The organism is Streptodolium elevatio, assembly GCF_040649515.1.
GTDB lineage: Bacteria > Actinomycetota > Actinomycetes > Streptomycetales > Streptomycetaceae > Yinghuangia > Yinghuangia elevatio.
The window spans coordinates 1-14,811 of the sequence record NZ_JBEZFP010000191.1 but is presented as its reverse complement, the minus strand read 5'-3'; the positions used below and the strand labels follow the sequence as shown (position 1 = coordinate 14,811).

Here is a 14,811-nt window from a genome sequence, read left to right as displayed (position 1 = left end):
TCGTGGTGTGGTTAGCTATGTGGTTTGCTCTTGCGAGTTCGACCGCGTTTGGTTCGGCGGTGGCCGCGGGGTGGTGCCCGGGCAACCGGAGCGGCCCGGGCGCCGTTGTCGCGTCGCGGTCGGCCGGTGTCAGGCGCCCGCGAGGTCGCCGGCCGGACGGCGGCGCAGCGCGTACACGCCCAGGCCGAGACCACCGGCGATCAGGGCGCCGCCGGTGGCCAGGCCGGCACCCTCGTCGAGGAAGCCGATGCCCGCGTGCGGGCCGCCGTGCGGCGCCTTCTTGTGCTCGCCCGACTTCTCCTTGTCGGACCAGGAGCTGCCGTCGCCGCCGGGCCACGACTTCTCGGAGTCCGAGGAGTCCGAGGAGCCCGCGGAGTTGGAGGAGTCCGAGGAGTTGGAGGAGTCCGACGAGGTCTCGGGGGTGTGGGACTCGGCGTGGGCCGCCGGGACCGCGATGGTCAGCGCGGCGAAGCCGAGCGCGGTTGCGGCGACGAGGGTGCGTGCACGACGCATGGTGCGGGTCCTTTCGAAGCCCGGCCAGGTAGCCGACATGTCATCGGCGCTGGGGACCGGCAGGGCGTCTCACCCACCATCAGCCGCCCGTGCCGCGACCGCGACTGCTGCTGCTGCGTATGCGCACGTCCGCAGGGCCCTTGGGGGGATTTGCGGGCCGCAGTTCATTCGCGGGCATCATCGCGAGGTTTGGGCGTGCCCATCAGGGGGCATTCGAGTGGGCCGCGATTGCCGGCACCACGCTGTCGAACATGTGGAGCGTGCTGTTGACCGCGCGCACCTCCCCGACCTCGAGTCCCGCACGGCGCATCGCGGAGAGCAGGCTCACCTCGGTGTGCTTGGCGCCGCCGACATTGAGCAGGAGCAACAGGTCCATCGCGGTCGTGAACTTCAGCGAGCCGGTGTCGTCGACGAGGTTCTCGATCACCACGACGCGGGCGTCGGGCTCGGCCGCCGCGACGATGTTCGCGAGCGTGCGGCGGGTGCTGTCGTCGTCCCACTCGAGGATGTTCTTGACCACGTACACGTCCGCGCGTACGGGCACGGCCTCGCGGCAGTCGCCCGGGACCAGCGTCACCCGGTCCGCCAGCGCGCCGCCGGGCCGCAGCCGGGGGTCGGCCCGGTCGACAACCGCCGGCAGGTCGAGCAGTGCGCCGCGCAGGTGCGGGTGCCGCTCCAGCAGGGTGGCGACCAGGAGGCCCTGTCCGCCGCCCACGTCGACGACCGTCCGCGCCTCGGAAAGGTCCAGAACGGCGGCGACGTCCTCGGCGGACTGGCGGCTGGACTGCGTCATGGCGCGGTTGAACGTCTCGGCGGACTCCGGCGCGTCCTCGTGCAGGTAGTCGAAGAAGCCCTTGCCGTGCAGGTCTGGGAACACGCTGCCGCCGTGCCGGACGGCGTCCTCCAGCTTCGGCCAGGCCTGCCAGGTCCACGGCTCGGTGGCCCACAGCGACACGTACCGCATGCTGCGCGGCGCATCGGCGCGGAGCAGGCGCGAGGTGTCGTTGTGCGCGAAGCGGCCGTCGGGCTCTTCGGCGAAGATGCCGTTGGCGACGAGGGCGCGCAGCAGCCGCCGCAGCGCGCTCGGCTCCACCGCCAGGTGCGCGGCCAACTCCTCGGCGGTCTGCGGTTCGTCGTCCAGCGCGTCGGCGATCTCCAGGCGGAGTGCCGCCCGGACGGCGGCCGCGCTGACGGCGCCGAAGGCGACTTCGCGCAGCCGCATGCCCGCGTCGTGCGGCTGCGGCGGTCGGGTCTCGGTCATGCGGGCGCCTGCCCTTCTGATCCTGTGTGGTCCTGCTCGGGTTGGGGGTTGCTGCGGATCGGCTTCCGGCGCAGGGGTCAGCCCAGTCCGCCGAGCTTGTACGTGTAGCCGCCGATCACTTCGAGGAGGTCGGCCGTCCCCGAGGCGTGCGCGAAGTCGCCCGTGCCGCCGGTGACGATGTGCCGCATCGGGTCGGCCGTGCCGGGCATGACCGTCTGGTCGCGGTAGTGGTGCGTGCCGTGAATCAGCAGCGTGCCCTTGCCGTCGATGCGGAGGGCGTGGCCGCAGTCCGCGAGGACGCGCTTGTCACGGGCCTTCACCACGACGCACGCGATGCTCACGTCGCCGATGCGCTTGTCGGCGGCGTCGCGGAGCATGGCGTAGGACTGCCAGTGCTGCCCTTCGACGACCCCGCGCGGCTTGCCGCCGGCCACCACGTACGCCCGCAGTTCGGTCACTTTCTGGTCCGCCGTCGCCGTCGGCCCGGAAACCGCCAGAACGGCGGCCAGCGCCGCCACGACAACACCGCACTTCCGCATGCGCACGGCATCTCCATATCGCTCAGACCCCGACCAAAACGGGGCAATATGGCGATACTGCGCATGTCGAGGTGCGATCATCGGTCCGCCACGCTCCGCTGTCCCTCGTTCGGACCCCCGAGACGCGGACGCGCAGGCACGCGGACGCGCAGCCGCGCGTACGTCCGGACCGGCGGTGCGGAAGGTCAGGCGCCGCGCGCGGCGCCACCCGAAGGTGACGACGCGGACGAGGTCGGCGAGTGCCCGGACGTCGCCTGGTCGGCCGATCCCGGCTGGTCGAGCGCCACCGCCACGGCTTCGGCCGGGCTTTCCGGGCGCGGGTGTTCGGTGCGGACCCCGGCCGGCGACATCGGCGAGGGAGGCCCCGGTACGGCCAGGGCGATGAACGCGCTCAGCACGCAGCCGACCGCCAGCAGCCCGAAGCAGATCTGGTACGCCGTCAGGCTCGGCGCCGAGCCGCGCGGTCCGTCGCCGCCCAGGGTGACGGCGGTCAGGATGGCGCCCAGGACGGCCGCGCCGACCGCCCCGCCGATGGTGCGCAGCACCGCGTTCATGCCGTTGGCGACCCCGGTCATGTCGGACGGCACGTTCGCGTTCACGGTCGCCGGCATCGCCGCGAAGGCCAGCCCGAGGCCGAAGCCGAAGAGCGTGAACACCGCCGAGAACGCCCAGGCGTGGTCGGTCAGCGGCATCAGCGCGAGGAAGCTGACGGCGCTGAGCGCCGGGCCGAGCACGAGGGCGGGCTTCGGGCCGTACCGGTTGATCATGCGCCCCGCGACGGGCGCCGCCGCGAGGTTCCCCAGCGCGCCGGGCAGCATGTAGAGCGACGCGGCCAGGACGGTGGTGCCGAAGCCGTAGCCGTTGGACTCGGGGGACTGGAGGAAGGGGGCGAACAGCAGGCCCGAGCCGTACATCGCCATGCCGGTGAGCATCCCGGACAGGCCCGCGAGCAGGACCGGACGCCTCGTCATGACCCGCAGGTCGACCAGGGGTTCGGGGCAGCGCAGGGCCCACCACGCCCACAGCGCGAAGAGCAGTGCCGACAGGACGAACCCGCCGACGACGAGCGGCGCGGCCCAGCCGACCCGGCTGCCCTGGCTCACCGCCGCGAGCAGCGCGGCGAGCCAGCCGGACAGCAGGAGCGCCCCCAGGACGTCGACGCGGCCCGGGGCGGAGCGCGGCGTGGAGTCCGGGACGATCAGCCACACGAGCGCGATCGAGATCGCCGAGACCGCGGCGGACAGCCAGAACAGCAGGTGGTAGTCGGCGCGGTCGGCGATCAGGCCGGTCATCACCGAGCCGAACGTCGAGCCGACGCTGATGGTGGCGCCGATGACGGCGATGCTGCCGGCGGTGCGGTGCCGCGGGAACTCGTCGCGGACGACGCTGAGCGCCAGCGGGACGACGCCGCCGCCGAGGCCCTGGAGTACGCGCCCGGCGACGAGCATCGGGAAGGAGGTGGTGACCGCCGCGAGCACCGACCCGGCCGCGACCGCGGCGAGCGAGATGAGCAGGTAGCGCTTCTTGCCGCGCAGGTCGCCCAGCCGCCCGATCAGCGGCGTGGCGACCGCGGCGGCGAGCAGGTTCCCGGTCAGCACCCAGGCGATGGCGGAGCTGGAAACGCCCAGGCGGCCCTGGAGTTGGGGCAGGATCGGGGTCACGACCGTCTGCATGACCGCGATGGCGGTCGCCGCGAACGCGAGGGCGGTGAGGATGAGGGTGGGGCTGCGGCGACCGCGCGCCGCCGTGCTGTCGGAGGTCTTTCCGACGGCCGCCGCCGTTTCCGTCCCGGCGTCGGCCCCGGTACTGTCGCCGCTCACGACGCGATCGTCAGCGGCCGGTCCTCGACCCAGTCGCAGTGCAGCGTACGGGTCGCGATACGCCACCCCTCGTCCGTGCGTGCGTAGGTGTCGAGGTAGCGGATCGCCATGACGCGGTCGCGGCGTACGCCCGCCTCGTCGTCGTAGATGTGGTGCGCGGTGCAGTACGTCTCGGCCTCCGCGCGGTCCCCGTCGACCGTCGCGAGCTGATTGGCCACCAGATGCATGGTGGCGACGTACCGTTCGAGCCCGGTGAGGGCCTTGGCGATCCGCTCGCGACCGGTCCGCGACACCGGGTCGGCCCCGGCCTCCATGTGCACGGTCAGCGTGCCGTCGGGGAGAAAGCAGGAGGCGACGAGGTCGGGCTTGCGCCGGTCCGCGCCGTGCGCGTACGTCTCCACCAGGTCGCGCAGCGCCTGCCGGTCCGCCAGGAGGCGGACCATGTCGCCGTCCTGCCCTGTGCCCGCACCCATATGTACCGTCCCCTCGCACACGACACCGTCATCGCATGCTGACATGGGGCAGTGGACTGACACAAGTTTTCGCTGACGGTCAGTCAGGCTTGGATGCGGCAGTCCTGACCTGCGAAAACGACAGGAAACATGATCGTCATCGACAGGCAATGCGGCGGGGTGTCGTTGGACACCTTGCGGCTACCGTCCGGGCGCACGCGGTGATGTGACGGGGCGTCACGCGGTGACGTGGCGGGGCGTCAGCGGGCCAGGAAGACGACGTCCGGGACGCCGCGCGGCACTCGTACCGGGACCTCCTCGACGCGCACGTCCCCGAACACCCCCGCCAGGCGCTCCTCGAACTCCCGACTCGCCGCGGCGCTCCAGACCGCCAGCACGCCGCCGGGGGCGAGCCTGCCGCGCAGTGCGGTCAACCCCTCGCGGCCGTACAGCGAGCGGTTCGACTCGGTCACCGTCCAGTCCGGCCCGTTGTCGATGTCCAGGCACAGCGCGTCGTACGTGGCGAGCGGATCGTCGGCCGGCCCCGCCGTCGCGAACACCCAGTCGAGCAAGTCCTCGTGCCGTACCTGCACATGGGGGGCGTCCAGCGCGTGCCGGGAGAACCGGCCGAGCGGGCCGTGCTGCCAGGCGATGACCGGGGCCTCGCGCTCGACCACCGTGACGTGGCCGACCGAGGGATGCGCGGCCGCCTCCCCGAGCGAAAACCCCACCCCCAGACCGCCGATCAGCACCCGGAGGTCGGGGCGTCCGACGGCGTCCACCGCCGCGCGGACGAGCAGCCGCTCGGACGTCCCGTCCCGCGTGTCCATGAGAAAAGTGCCGTTGCTGATGATCTCGAAGTCGTCGCCGCGGCGGCGCAGAACCAGTTCGCCGCGGGGCGTTTCGACACGCTCGACAACCACCGTCGCAACTTTGTCGCCTTCTCGCTTCACCGGCATGTCGCCGCACCGTCCTCACCGTTATCTGACCGGCACTTTTTGCCGGTCCGACGACTCTTGCACCCTCGTGAGGTCGCCGTTAGTGTCCCGGCCATCGCTCCATGGTCCATTGTCTGATGGCATCTCCGGACCCAACGCCGATCCCGAGCCGACCACCGCGGACACGCGAGCCGTTCGCCGGGACGGTGCACAGCACTTGAGCACGAATGCACCAATGCACGGCTGCACCACGAATGCCGACCAGGACACCTTGCGTCCGGTCAGCGGACACAAGTGTCGGGAGGGCTGATGGCTTCACTTTCCGCCAGGCGAGCGGGACGGCGATGGACAGTGGGCATGGTTCTGCCCCTGCTCCTGGTCGCCGCCTGCAGCCGCTCGGGGGACATGCGGGACGAGGAGTTCCCGCCGGGGTACGGGGCGGCCGCCCCGCTGCCCGGTGCCCCGGGCCCGGGCGACGGAGGCGCACCGGCCTCGGGCGACTTCGGGGACCTCAAGGGCCTGTGCGGCGCCAAGCCGGCCGACCAGAAGCCGTCCACTTCCAAGGCGCGCGGCGTCAACGACGACTCGATCACGGTGACCACGCTGGGCGACCCCGGCAACCAGATCCAGCCCGGCCTCGGCCAGGAGTTCTTCGACATAGCCGACGCGTTCACCAAGTGGTGCAACGACGCGGGCGGCATCAACGGGCGCAAGATCAAGGTGAACAAGCGCGACGGCATGCTCACGCAGGCGCCCACGCGCGTCACCGAGGCGTGCCAGACCGACTTCATGCTGGTCGGCGGCGGCAGCCCCCTCGACGACGGCACCGTCGAACCGCGCCTGGGCTGCAACCTCGGCGCCATCCCCGGCTACGTCGTGACGACCGTGGCCATCGACGCCCCGCTCCAGGTCCAGCCCGGCGGCATTCCCTCCGACGAGGGACTGACCGGCGCCTACAAGGCACTGTTCGACAAGTACCCGGAGATGAAGGACAAGGTCGGCATCGTCGGCCAGGCCATGGGCTCGCTGAGCGCGGTCGCCGACCGCTACGAGGACGCCGTCAAGAAGGCCGGCGGCACCGTCGTCGACAAGCAGCTCGCGCAGCCGATCGGCCAGGAGTGGCGCAGCATCGTCGAGACGATGAAGGCCAACGACGTCAAGCTGCTGATCAGCGCCGGCATCTTCGCGGTCAACGCGACCCCGCTGATCCAGGAGATGAACAACTCCGGGTGGGCGCCGCAGGCGATCCTCTCCGACCAGTCCGCGTACAACAACTTCAACCTGCAGACGGCCAAGGACGCCGCCATGCCGGACTTCTACGTCTACACGACGTACTGGCCGCAGGAGAGCGCCGCGGACAAGCCGGCCGCCAAGCTTGCGCTGGACCTGTTCCACAGCAAGAACAAGGACGGCCGGATGGTCTACTTCAACTACGCGGGCCTGAACGCGTGGTTGCTGTGGGCAGCCGCGGTCAAGGACTGCGGCGCGGACGTGACCGTCGAATGCGTCCTGGAGAAGGCGAAGCGGCCGGGCTGGACCGCCGGCGGCCTGTTCGCCCCCAACGACGTCGGTCCGCTCACCGAGATGCACACCAATCCGTGCTTCGCGATGACCAAGCTGGACAAGGACAAGGGCTTCGTCGTCGACTCGGACGTCACCAAGCCCAACACCGACACGATCTTCAACTGTTCGCCCGACAACGTGGCCAAGCTCGACAAAAAGTACACCTGACCCGAGCGGCCCGGCACAGCCGGCCAGGCCCACGGAGGGCACGTGCAAGAGTTCCTCACGTTCACGATCATCGGGCTGGCCACCGGCGGCATCTACGCGATCACCGCCGGGGGCCTGACCCTCACGTACACCACCACGGGCATCTTCAACTTCGCCCACGGCGCCACCGGCATGTTCGCTGCCTTCCTCTACTGGCAGATGCACTACGGGTGGGGCTGGCCGGTGTGGATCGCACTGGTGCTGTGCCTGCTGGTGTTCGCACCGGCGTTCGGAGTGCTGCTGCACCTGGTGATCATGCGGCGCCTGGAAGGTACGTCCCAGGCCACCAAACTCATGGTGACCGTGGCGATCCTGCTGTCCCTGGTCGCGGCGGTCACCTGGATCTGGGACCCCAACAAGAACCGCACCGTGCAGCCGTTCTTCCGCGGGCACGTCCTGGAGATCAGCGGCGTCAAGGTGCCGTACGGCGACATCACCACGCTCGGGGTGGCACTGGCGGTGGCGATCGGCCTGTGGGTGCTGCTGACGCGCACCCGCATCGGCATCGCCATGCGCGCCACGGTCGACGACCGCTCGCTCGCCGTGCTCAACGGCTCGCGTCCGGAAGCCGCGGGCATGCTGGCGTGGGCGATCGGCACCTTCCTGGCCGCCCTCGCGGGCATCCTGGTGGCGCCGAAACTGTCGCTGAGCCCGCTGCCGCTCACCCTGCTGATCGTCAACGCGTACGCAGCCGCGGTGATAGGCAGGCTGCGCAGCCTGCCGATGACGTTCGTGGGCGCGCTGATCATCGGCGTGAGCGGGTCGTACGCCACGCGCTACATCCCCAAGTGGGAGGCGGGCGCGCCGTACCTCGCCGGGTTCATCTCGGTGGTCCCGGTGCTGGTGCTGTTCGTCGCGCTGCTGCTGCTCCCTCAGTCCCAGCTGCGCGGCCACAGCTCCAGCCGAACCCGGGAGTTCGCCCGCAAGCCGACGTGGCCCGGAGGGCTCTTTTTCGCGGTCGCGGTGGTCTTCGGCGCGTTCGTGGCCTCCCGCACCCTGTCGACCGCGGACCTGTTCGGCAGCACCCAGATGTGGGGCCTGGGCATCATCGCGCTCTCGGTGATCCCCCTGGTCGGCTACGCGGGGCAACTCTCGCTGTGCCAACTGAGCTTCGCGGGTATCGGTGCGATCACCGTCGGGCACCTGGGTGGCAGCGGGAACCCGATCTCCCTGCTGTGGGCGGCGCTGATCTGCGCCGCCGTCGGCGCCGTCATCGCGCTGCCCGCGCTCCGGCTCTCGGGCATCTACTTGGCGCTGGCCACCGCGGCGTTCGCGGTGGCACTGGACCGGTGGATCTTCCAACTGCCCAAGTGGACCTGGGGCGACCACGAGTACCAGGTGTTCAAGAGCGGGACGTTGCAGCTCGAACGGTTCGACCTGGCCATCGTCGACATCGACGGGGACCGGGCGTACTTCGTGTTCGGCTCGGTGATGTTCGCGCTGTGCAGCCTGCTGGTGATCGGCATCCGGCGCGGGGAGTTCGGCAAGCGCCTGCTCGCCCTCAAGGACAGCCCGGCCGCGTGCGCCACGCTCGGCATGAACCACAAGCTCACCACGCTCGGGGTGTTCGCCGCCTCGGCGGCTATCGCCGGTGTCGGCGGCGGCATCTACGGCGGCGCGGTGCGGTCGGTCAGCACCAGCAACTTCGAGTTCTTCGTCGGGCTCTCGGTGCTGATGTCGATGGTGATCGCCGGCCTCACCTCGCCGGGCGCCGCCCTGTTCGGCGGCATCCTGCTCGGTACGCCGCTGATGACGAACCTGTTCCCGGACTGGACGCAGCTGACCACGATCCTGATCGGCCTCAACGGCATCGCGCTCGGCCGCAACCCGAACGGCATGATCGCCTCGCAGCTGCGGCCCAACTGGGATCCGGCGCTGAAGTACCCGGCGGTGATGGTGCTCGGCAGCTCCGCGGTGGTGCTCGCCTACGCCCTGCGCGAGGCCGATGTCGTGGGCAACTACGTCATGGTGCTCGTCATCGCGGCAGCCCTGATCGGCATCTCGGCGATGGGCAAATACCTCGACGCCCACGCCATGGGCAAGTCCAACGGCTTGGCCGAGCTGCCCGAGGGCATGACCGCACCGCCCGAGAAGCTGGGGCTGAGCGTGCCGTTCACCCCTGCCGACATCGAGGCGTTGGACCGTACCCTCGGAATCCCGCCACTGACCGCCGTATCGGGAGGCCGCCATGGGTCTTGAAGTCGAAGGCGTCACCGTGCGATTCGGCGGGCACACCGCCCTCGACAACATCAGCCTGCGTGCCCTGGACGGGAAGGTCACCGGGCTGATCGGGCCCAACGGCGCGGGCAAGACCACGATGTTCAACGTCATCACCGGGCTCCAGGCGCCGCATGCCGGAAGGGTCGTGCTGGACGGGCGCGACGTCAGCAAGCTGGCGCCGTACAAGCGGGCGCGGCGCGGCATGGCGCGTACCTTCCAACGCCTGGAACTCTTCGGGTCGTTGACGGTACGCGAGAACATCCACGTGGCCGCGGCCCAGTTCCGGCGCAGGCACCGCAGCGCGGAACGCGCCGGGACGACCACGGACACCCTGGTCAGACGCCTCAACCTGGGGGCGATCGCGGAGGTCCGCGCCGACTCGCTGCCCACCGGGCAGGGCCGCATGGTCGAGCTCGCCCGCGCGCTCGCGTGCCGGCCCCGCATCCTGCTGCTCGACGAACCCGCCTCGGGGCAGGACGAGTCGGAGACCGCGGAGTTCTCGCGCGTGCTGCGCGACGTGGCCGCCGAGGGGGTCGCGGTGCTGCTCGTCGAACACGACATGGACCTGGTCATGTCGGTGTGCGACGAACTGCACGTCCTCGACTTCGGAAAGAAGCTCGCGCAGGGGACGTGTGCGGAGATCCAGGCCGACCCGGCGGTGCGCGCCGCGTACCTCGGCGAGGTCGACGAGGATCTCGACCCCGCCGTACTGGCCGATCCCGACGAAGCGCTGGGGGTGTCGCTGTGACACTGACGCTCGAACTCCCCGTCCCGGGACCGCAGGAGGCCCCGCCACTGCTCGAACTGCGCGGTGTGAAGGCCGCGTACGAGCAGGTCGAGGTGCTGCACGGGGTCGACCTGGCGGTGCCCGCGGGCTCGGTGCTCGCCGTGCTGGGACCCAACGGGGCGGGCAAGACCACCATGCTCAAGGTCGCCTCCGGCATGCACCCGCCCAGCGGCGGGGACATCTGGCTGGCCGGGCGGTGCGTCACGGGCGCGGCGCCGGTCGACCTCGCCCGGCTGGGGCTGTGCAGCATTCCCGAGGGCCGCGGGGTCTTCCCGAACCTCACGGTCTCCGAGAACCTGTGGATGGCCAGCTACCGGGGGATGTCACGGTCCCAGATCGAGGAGCGCGTCTTCCCGATCTTCCCCCGGCTCAAGGAAAGGCGCCGCCAGGCGGCCGGCACGATGTCCGGCGGCGAGCAGCAGATGCTCGCGATGGCCCGGGCCATCGCCACCGACCCGGCGGTGCTGCTGATCGACGAACTGTCCATGGGGCTGGCCCCGCTGGTCGTCGAGCAGCTCTTCGAGATCGTCGCCCGGATCGCCGGGACCGGGGTGACGGTGCTTCTCGTCGAGCAGTTCGCGCAGACCGCGCTCGGCGTCGCCGACCTCGCGGCCGTCATGACCGGCGGGCGGATCACCGCGGTGGGGACACCACAGGAGATCGCGGCCGGTCTGCACAGCGCGTACCTGGGCGGCGACGGTTCCGCGGAGGAAGCTGCGGGCGCGGCGGAAGCCGGGGAGACACCGCAGCTCAAGGGCACGGGCACGGCCGCGACGCTGGTGGCACCGGTCGACGCGGCGATGGCTCCGAAGGCCCTGCCCGGGTCCGGGCCCGCGGCAAGGGCCGCGGAATCGGCGACGGCGCGCAACGGGGAAGCGGCCGACACCACGGTCGCGCTGCCGGTCGCCGGTGACCGGTACTCGGCGTACCTCGGCGGTGGCGAGCAGGGGACGTCGGGGTCGGACCCGGACTCGGCCGCGGGCCGCGGCGGCGCGGGCGCCGGTGCTGGTGCTGGGCAAGGCAAGGCGCACGGCGAGTCATCAGGTGTGTCACAAGGCGAGTCACAAGGCGAGTCAAAAGGCGAGACACGAGGTGAAGTCATGAGCACGAACACCGCCGGTGTTCCGCCCACCGTCCCGGCGGGCACCCCGGCCGCCCCCTCCGACGGGCCGCCGGCACCGCCGCCCGGGCCCCCCGCGGAGCCGCGCACCCACGCGCTGGCGCAGGAGGTCGCGGGGCTGCGCATCAAGCCGCCGTCCACCACGCTGGACACGCAATTGATGTGGCTGGGCGTGGTGTTGCTGGTGGCGGGGATCGGCACCGGTCTGGGGGCGTACATCATGGCCCACACGACACGGCTGCAACTGACGCAGAACGACGCGATCGTGGTCGGGCTGGTCGGCGTGACCATCTCGATCGCGGGCATGGCGTTGTTCATCCGCTACTCGCTGTCGAACTTCCTGCGGTTCTGGATCGCGCGGCTGATAGCCACGCAGCAGCAGGGCGGGGGACAGCAGCCGCCCACGTCCTGACACTGGGCCCTTCGGCCGTGCGGCGCCTGACCAGGGGCCGTACGGCCGCGGGCGCGTTCTGCCCAAGGACCGTGCGGCCACGCGCCCCCACGCCCTCACGCCTTGACCGAGGGGTACGGCTGCGCAGCCTCGCGTCCCGACCGAGGCCCGCGCGGCCATGCATCCTGACCCAGGGCCATGCGGCGACGCAGCGACGCGGCCATGCGGTCGTAGCCGGGGTGTGCCCCGGTTTCCTCCGCAGGACCGATGCACGGTGGGCCCACCCGGTGACAGGCTGGGTGGGCAACGCCGTTGTGGGACCGTACGTGGGAGGGGACCCCCGTGAGTGAGCACCCCGTGGCCGACGGGCCGTCCGAGCCGCCCGCGTCGTCGGGCGGCGGCTCGGGCATCGAGGCGGCGACCGGACCGCGCCGCAACCCGCTGCCGTGGCTGCTGGCCACCGTGCTGGTGGCATTGGCCGCCGTGCTGGTCTACGCCGCCGTCATGGTCGTCCGCATGCTCGCCTGACCCCGGCCCGCCGCTCGCGTCTCGGCTCTGCGTCCGACCTCCGGGCCTTCGGGGCTTCAGCGGGGGTGAGGGAAGCGTAGTGAGCGGAGGATTCGTTCGTGCATGCGGTGGCGGATGACGCCGAGGTCGATCGCCGCTACCAGCGCCGTTGCCGCGGAGACTGCCGCGGCGAAGATCCACACTCCTTGGTGCGTGTCGGTCTCCGCGGCCACCCACGCGCAGACCGCCGCGGCGACGACGCCCGCCACGAGCGCCATCCTCGACAAGAGACGCCGTAGCGGCAGATCCGAGACGGCGTCGTCCGGTTCCGTCCCATGTCGCTGGGACCTGGGGATCTTGGCCATGTCTGGCGTCTACCCCGGTCGCGATCGGCAAACCGGCCGGTCCAACGTGCCCGTTGTCACGCGCCCGCGCACCCACTGATGTCACGGGGGCGGGGGCTGTCTCGTCTCGGGTGTCGAAGACGTACTTCGCACTCGGGAAGGTGATGGGGCATGCGCGTGTTCCTGGCAGGCGGAACCGGGGTCCTCGGACGGCGACTGGTGCCGCAGCTCCTGGCCGCGGGCCATCAGGTGACCGCCACGACGACGAGTCCGGACAAGCTGCCGCTACTGGCGGACCTCGGCGCGAAAGGTGTCGTGATGGACGGACTGGACGCGGCCTCAGTCGGTGAGGCCGTCGCCTTCGCGCGGCCGGACACGATCGTGCACCAGATGACGGCGATATCCGTGGCGCACGCCGGGAAGCCCGACCTGAAGCACCCGGACCGCTGGTTCGCCCGTACGATCCGGCTGCGTACCGAGGGCACCGACAACCTCCTGGCCGCCGCCGAGGCCACCGACGTGCCGCACATCGTCGCGCAGAGCTACGCGAGCTGGAACGGGATCCGCCGGGGAGGCTGGGTCAAGACCGAGGACGACCCCCTCGATCCCGAGACCGGCAGCAGGGCCCGCCCCGGGATGGAGGCGATCCGGTACGTCGAGGACGCCGTGGTCAAGGCCGGCGGTGTCGCGCTGCGGTACGGCGCGTTCTACGGGCCCGGCGCCGTCGACGACCAGGTCGAGCTCGTACGCAAACGGCAGTTCCCGCTGGTCGGCGGGGGTACCGGTTACAGTTCCTGGATCCATCTCGACGATGCCGCGAGCGCCACCGTCCTGGCTGTCGAGCAGAGGGCCACGGGCGTGTTCAACATCGTCGACGACGAGCCGGCCCCGGCGAACCAGTGGCTGCCGCATCTCGCGGCCTGTGCCGGCGCCAGACCGCCGATGCGGATGCCCAAGTGGCTGGCCCGGCTGCTGGCCGGTGATGCGGCGGTGACGATGATGACCGAGGGGCGCGGGTTCTCCAACGCCAAGGCGAAGCGGGAACTCGGCTGGGAACTGCGGCACCCGTCGTGGCGGCAAGGCTTCGAGCACGAATTGAAGGAGGCACGGACGTGACCCGCACCGAGGAGTTCGAGGACCTCCGGCCGCTGCTGTTCTCCATCGCGTACCGGATCCTGGGCAGCGTCACCGAGGCCGAAGACGCCGTTCAGGAGACCTGGCTGCGCTGGGAGGCATCCGGGACCCGGCCGGCGTCGTCCAAGGCCTTCCTGTCGGCCGTGGTGACCCGTATATCGATCGATGTGCTGCGCTCGGCCCGGGTCCGCCGCGAGGAATACGTCGGTCCGTGGTTCCCCGAGCCGCTGCTCTCCGACCCGTACCAGGACCCCGAGCGCTCCGCGGAGCTGGCCGACTCGCTGTCGGTGGCCGCGCTGGTGCTGCTGGAGCGGCTGAGTCCGCTGGAACGCGCGGTGTTCGTGCTGCGTGAGGTGTTCGGTTTCGGCTTCCCGGAGATCGCGTCCGCCGTCGGGCGGTCGGAGGCGGCGTGCCGCCAACTCGCGGTACGGGCGCGGCGGCACATGGACGAGGGCCGGCCGCGCTTCGAGGCGGACCGGCGGGAGCGGCAGGAGCTCGCCGGGCGGTTCTTCGACGCGTTCCGCGAGGGCGACGTCGACGCGCTGCGCGAACTGCTCGCCGCCGACGTGCATTTGGTCGGGGACAGCGGCGGCAAGGCACCGCTCGTCGGCCCGCACGTCTTCGGCCCCGACAAGGTCGCCCGGCTGCTCGCCGCCGCGGCCCCGCAGTTCACCGCGGTCGGCGTCGCGCTCCACGTGCAGGAGATCAACGGCCAGCCGGGCGCGCTGCTGCGCGACCGGGACGGCCGGATCGCCGCCACCTGGGTGCTCGACATCCTCGACGGGCAGATCCAGGCGATCCGTTCCGTGGTCAACCCCGACAAGCTCGCGCACATGGGGCCGGTCGCGGACGCCTGGGAACTCAAGCGCGAGGCAGGCGAGTTCCGCAAGCGGCCGCAGTAGCCGTAGCAAGGGCCGCCGACCGTCGGTCCGTAACGAGGGCCGCCGACCGTCGGTCCGTAAAAAGGGCCGCCGACCGTCGGTCCGTAGCAAGGGCCGCCGACCGTCGGCGCACC

At 71.2% G+C, this 14,811-nt stretch carries 14 protein-coding genes; 7 read left to right on the top strand and 7 right to left on the bottom strand.

Going from position 1 to position 14,811, the window contains the following annotated elements:
- Positions 1–129: 129 nt before the first annotated feature.
- From AB0C36_RS40075 to AB0C36_RS40050, 6 genes are all read right to left on the bottom strand, one after another.
- Complete coding sequence (locus AB0C36_RS40075; RefSeq protein WP_358363922.1) at positions 130–513, bottom strand: hypothetical protein; 384 nt, start codon at positions 511–513, stop codon at positions 130–132.
- 202 nt (positions 514–715) lie between these two features.
- Positions 716–1,774: an ArsR family transcriptional regulator gene (locus AB0C36_RS40070; RefSeq protein WP_358363920.1), complete on the bottom strand. Its 1,059-nt coding sequence runs from the start codon at positions 1,772–1,774 to the stop codon at positions 716–718.
- A gap of 77 nt (positions 1,775–1,851) precedes the next feature.
- Positions 1,852–2,319, bottom strand: a complete 468-nt coding sequence (locus tag AB0C36_RS40065) for a hypothetical protein (RefSeq protein ID WP_358363918.1) — start codon at positions 2,317–2,319, stop codon at positions 1,852–1,854.
- A 179-nt stretch (positions 2,320–2,498) separates the two neighbouring features.
- On the bottom strand, positions 2,499–4,133 hold the full coding sequence (locus AB0C36_RS40060) for an MFS transporter (RefSeq protein WP_358363916.1): 1,635 nt from the start codon (positions 4,131–4,133) through the stop codon (positions 2,499–2,501).
- Positions 4,130–4,606 (bottom strand): nuclear transport factor 2 family protein, encoded by a 477-nt coding sequence (locus tag AB0C36_RS40055; RefSeq protein ID WP_358363915.1) that lies wholly within the window; start codon positions 4,604–4,606, stop codon positions 4,130–4,132. Before AB0C36_RS40055 ends, AB0C36_RS40060 begins: the two co-directional genes overlap by 4 nt.
- Positions 4,607–4,845: 239 nt before the next feature.
- Positions 4,846–5,544: a spermidine synthase family protein gene (locus AB0C36_RS40050; protein ID WP_358363913.1), complete on the bottom strand. Its 699-nt coding sequence runs from the start codon at positions 5,542–5,544 to the stop codon at positions 4,846–4,848.
- 336 nt (positions 5,545–5,880) lie between these two features.
- Between AB0C36_RS40050 and AB0C36_RS40045 the strand changes: the two genes are divergently transcribed.
- The 5 genes from AB0C36_RS40045 to AB0C36_RS40025 all read left to right on the top strand — a co-directional run bounded on the left by AB0C36_RS40045 (position 5,881) and on the right by AB0C36_RS40025 (position 12,339).
- On the top strand, positions 5,881–7,254 hold the full coding sequence (locus tag AB0C36_RS40045) for an ABC transporter substrate-binding protein (RefSeq protein ID WP_358363912.1): 1,374 nt from the start codon (positions 5,881–5,883) through the stop codon (positions 7,252–7,254).
- Positions 7,255–7,296: 42 nt separating this feature from the next.
- Positions 7,297–9,492 carry a branched-chain amino acid ABC transporter permease gene (locus AB0C36_RS40040; protein WP_358363911.1) on the top strand — a complete coding sequence of 732 codons (2,196 nt, stop codon included), beginning with the start codon at positions 7,297–7,299 and terminating at the stop codon, positions 9,490–9,492.
- The gene (locus AB0C36_RS40035) at positions 9,482–10,261 is read left to right on the top strand and encodes an ABC transporter ATP-binding protein (RefSeq protein ID WP_358363910.1); all 780 of its coding nucleotides are present in this window, start codon (positions 9,482–9,484) and stop codon (positions 10,259–10,261) included. The genes AB0C36_RS40040 and AB0C36_RS40035 overlap by 11 nt, the downstream gene beginning before the upstream one ends.
- Entirely contained in the window at positions 10,258–11,832 is a 1,575-nt protein-coding gene (locus tag AB0C36_RS40030) for an ABC transporter ATP-binding protein (protein WP_358363908.1), read from the top strand. Before AB0C36_RS40035 ends, AB0C36_RS40030 begins: the two co-directional genes overlap by 4 nt.
- A 321-nt stretch (positions 11,833–12,153) precedes the next feature.
- On the top strand, positions 12,154–12,339 hold the full coding sequence (locus AB0C36_RS40025) for a hypothetical protein (RefSeq protein ID WP_358363906.1): 186 nt from the start codon (positions 12,154–12,156) through the stop codon (positions 12,337–12,339).
- A 56-nt stretch (positions 12,340–12,395) separates the two neighbouring features.
- Here the strand turns inward: AB0C36_RS40025 and AB0C36_RS40020 are convergent, their stop codons facing one another.
- Positions 12,396–12,596 (bottom strand): hypothetical protein, encoded by a 201-nt coding sequence (locus AB0C36_RS40020; RefSeq protein WP_358363904.1) that lies wholly within the window; start codon positions 12,594–12,596, stop codon positions 12,396–12,398.
- Positions 12,597–12,833: 237 nt separating this feature from the next.
- On the opposite strand from AB0C36_RS40020, the gene AB0C36_RS40015 reads away from it, so the two are divergent.
- Positions 12,834–13,778, top strand: coding sequence for an NAD-dependent epimerase/dehydratase family protein (locus AB0C36_RS40015; protein ID WP_358363903.1), 945 nt, complete (start codon positions 12,834–12,836; stop codon positions 13,776–13,778).
- Positions 13,775–14,698, top strand: a complete 924-nt coding sequence (locus AB0C36_RS40010) for an RNA polymerase sigma-70 factor (protein ID WP_358363901.1) — start codon at positions 13,775–13,777, stop codon at positions 14,696–14,698. Before AB0C36_RS40015 ends, AB0C36_RS40010 begins: the two co-directional genes overlap by 4 nt.
- Positions 14,699–14,811 lie beyond the last annotated feature (113 nt).

Coding starts and splice junctions, on each gene's coding strand:
- AB0C36_RS40075 (WP_358363922.1), bottom strand. CDS start 513: ATGCGTCGTGCACGCACCCTCGTCGCCGCAACCGCGCTCGGCTTCGCC.
- AB0C36_RS40035 (WP_358363910.1), top strand. CDS start 9,482: ATGGGTCTTGAAGTCGAAGGCGTCACCGTGCGATTCGGCGGGCACACC.
- AB0C36_RS40055 (WP_358363915.1), bottom strand. CDS start 4,606: ATGGGTGCGGGCACAGGGCAGGACGGCGACATGGTCCGCCTCCTGGCG.
- AB0C36_RS40070 (WP_358363920.1), bottom strand. CDS start 1,774: ATGACCGAGACCCGACCGCCGCAGCCGCACGACGCGGGCATGCGGCTG.
- AB0C36_RS40020 (WP_358363904.1), bottom strand. CDS start 12,596: ATGGCGCTCGTGGCGGGCGTCGTCGCCGCGGCGGTCTGCGCGTGGGTG.
- AB0C36_RS40045 (WP_358363912.1), top strand. CDS start 5,881: ATGGTTCTGCCCCTGCTCCTGGTCGCCGCCTGCAGCCGCTCGGGGGAC.
- AB0C36_RS40050 (WP_358363913.1), bottom strand. CDS start 5,544: ATGCCGGTGAAGCGAGAAGGCGACAAAGTTGCGACGGTGGTTGTCGAG.
- AB0C36_RS40015 (WP_358363903.1), top strand. CDS start 12,834: ATGCGCGTGTTCCTGGCAGGCGGAACCGGGGTCCTCGGACGGCGACTG.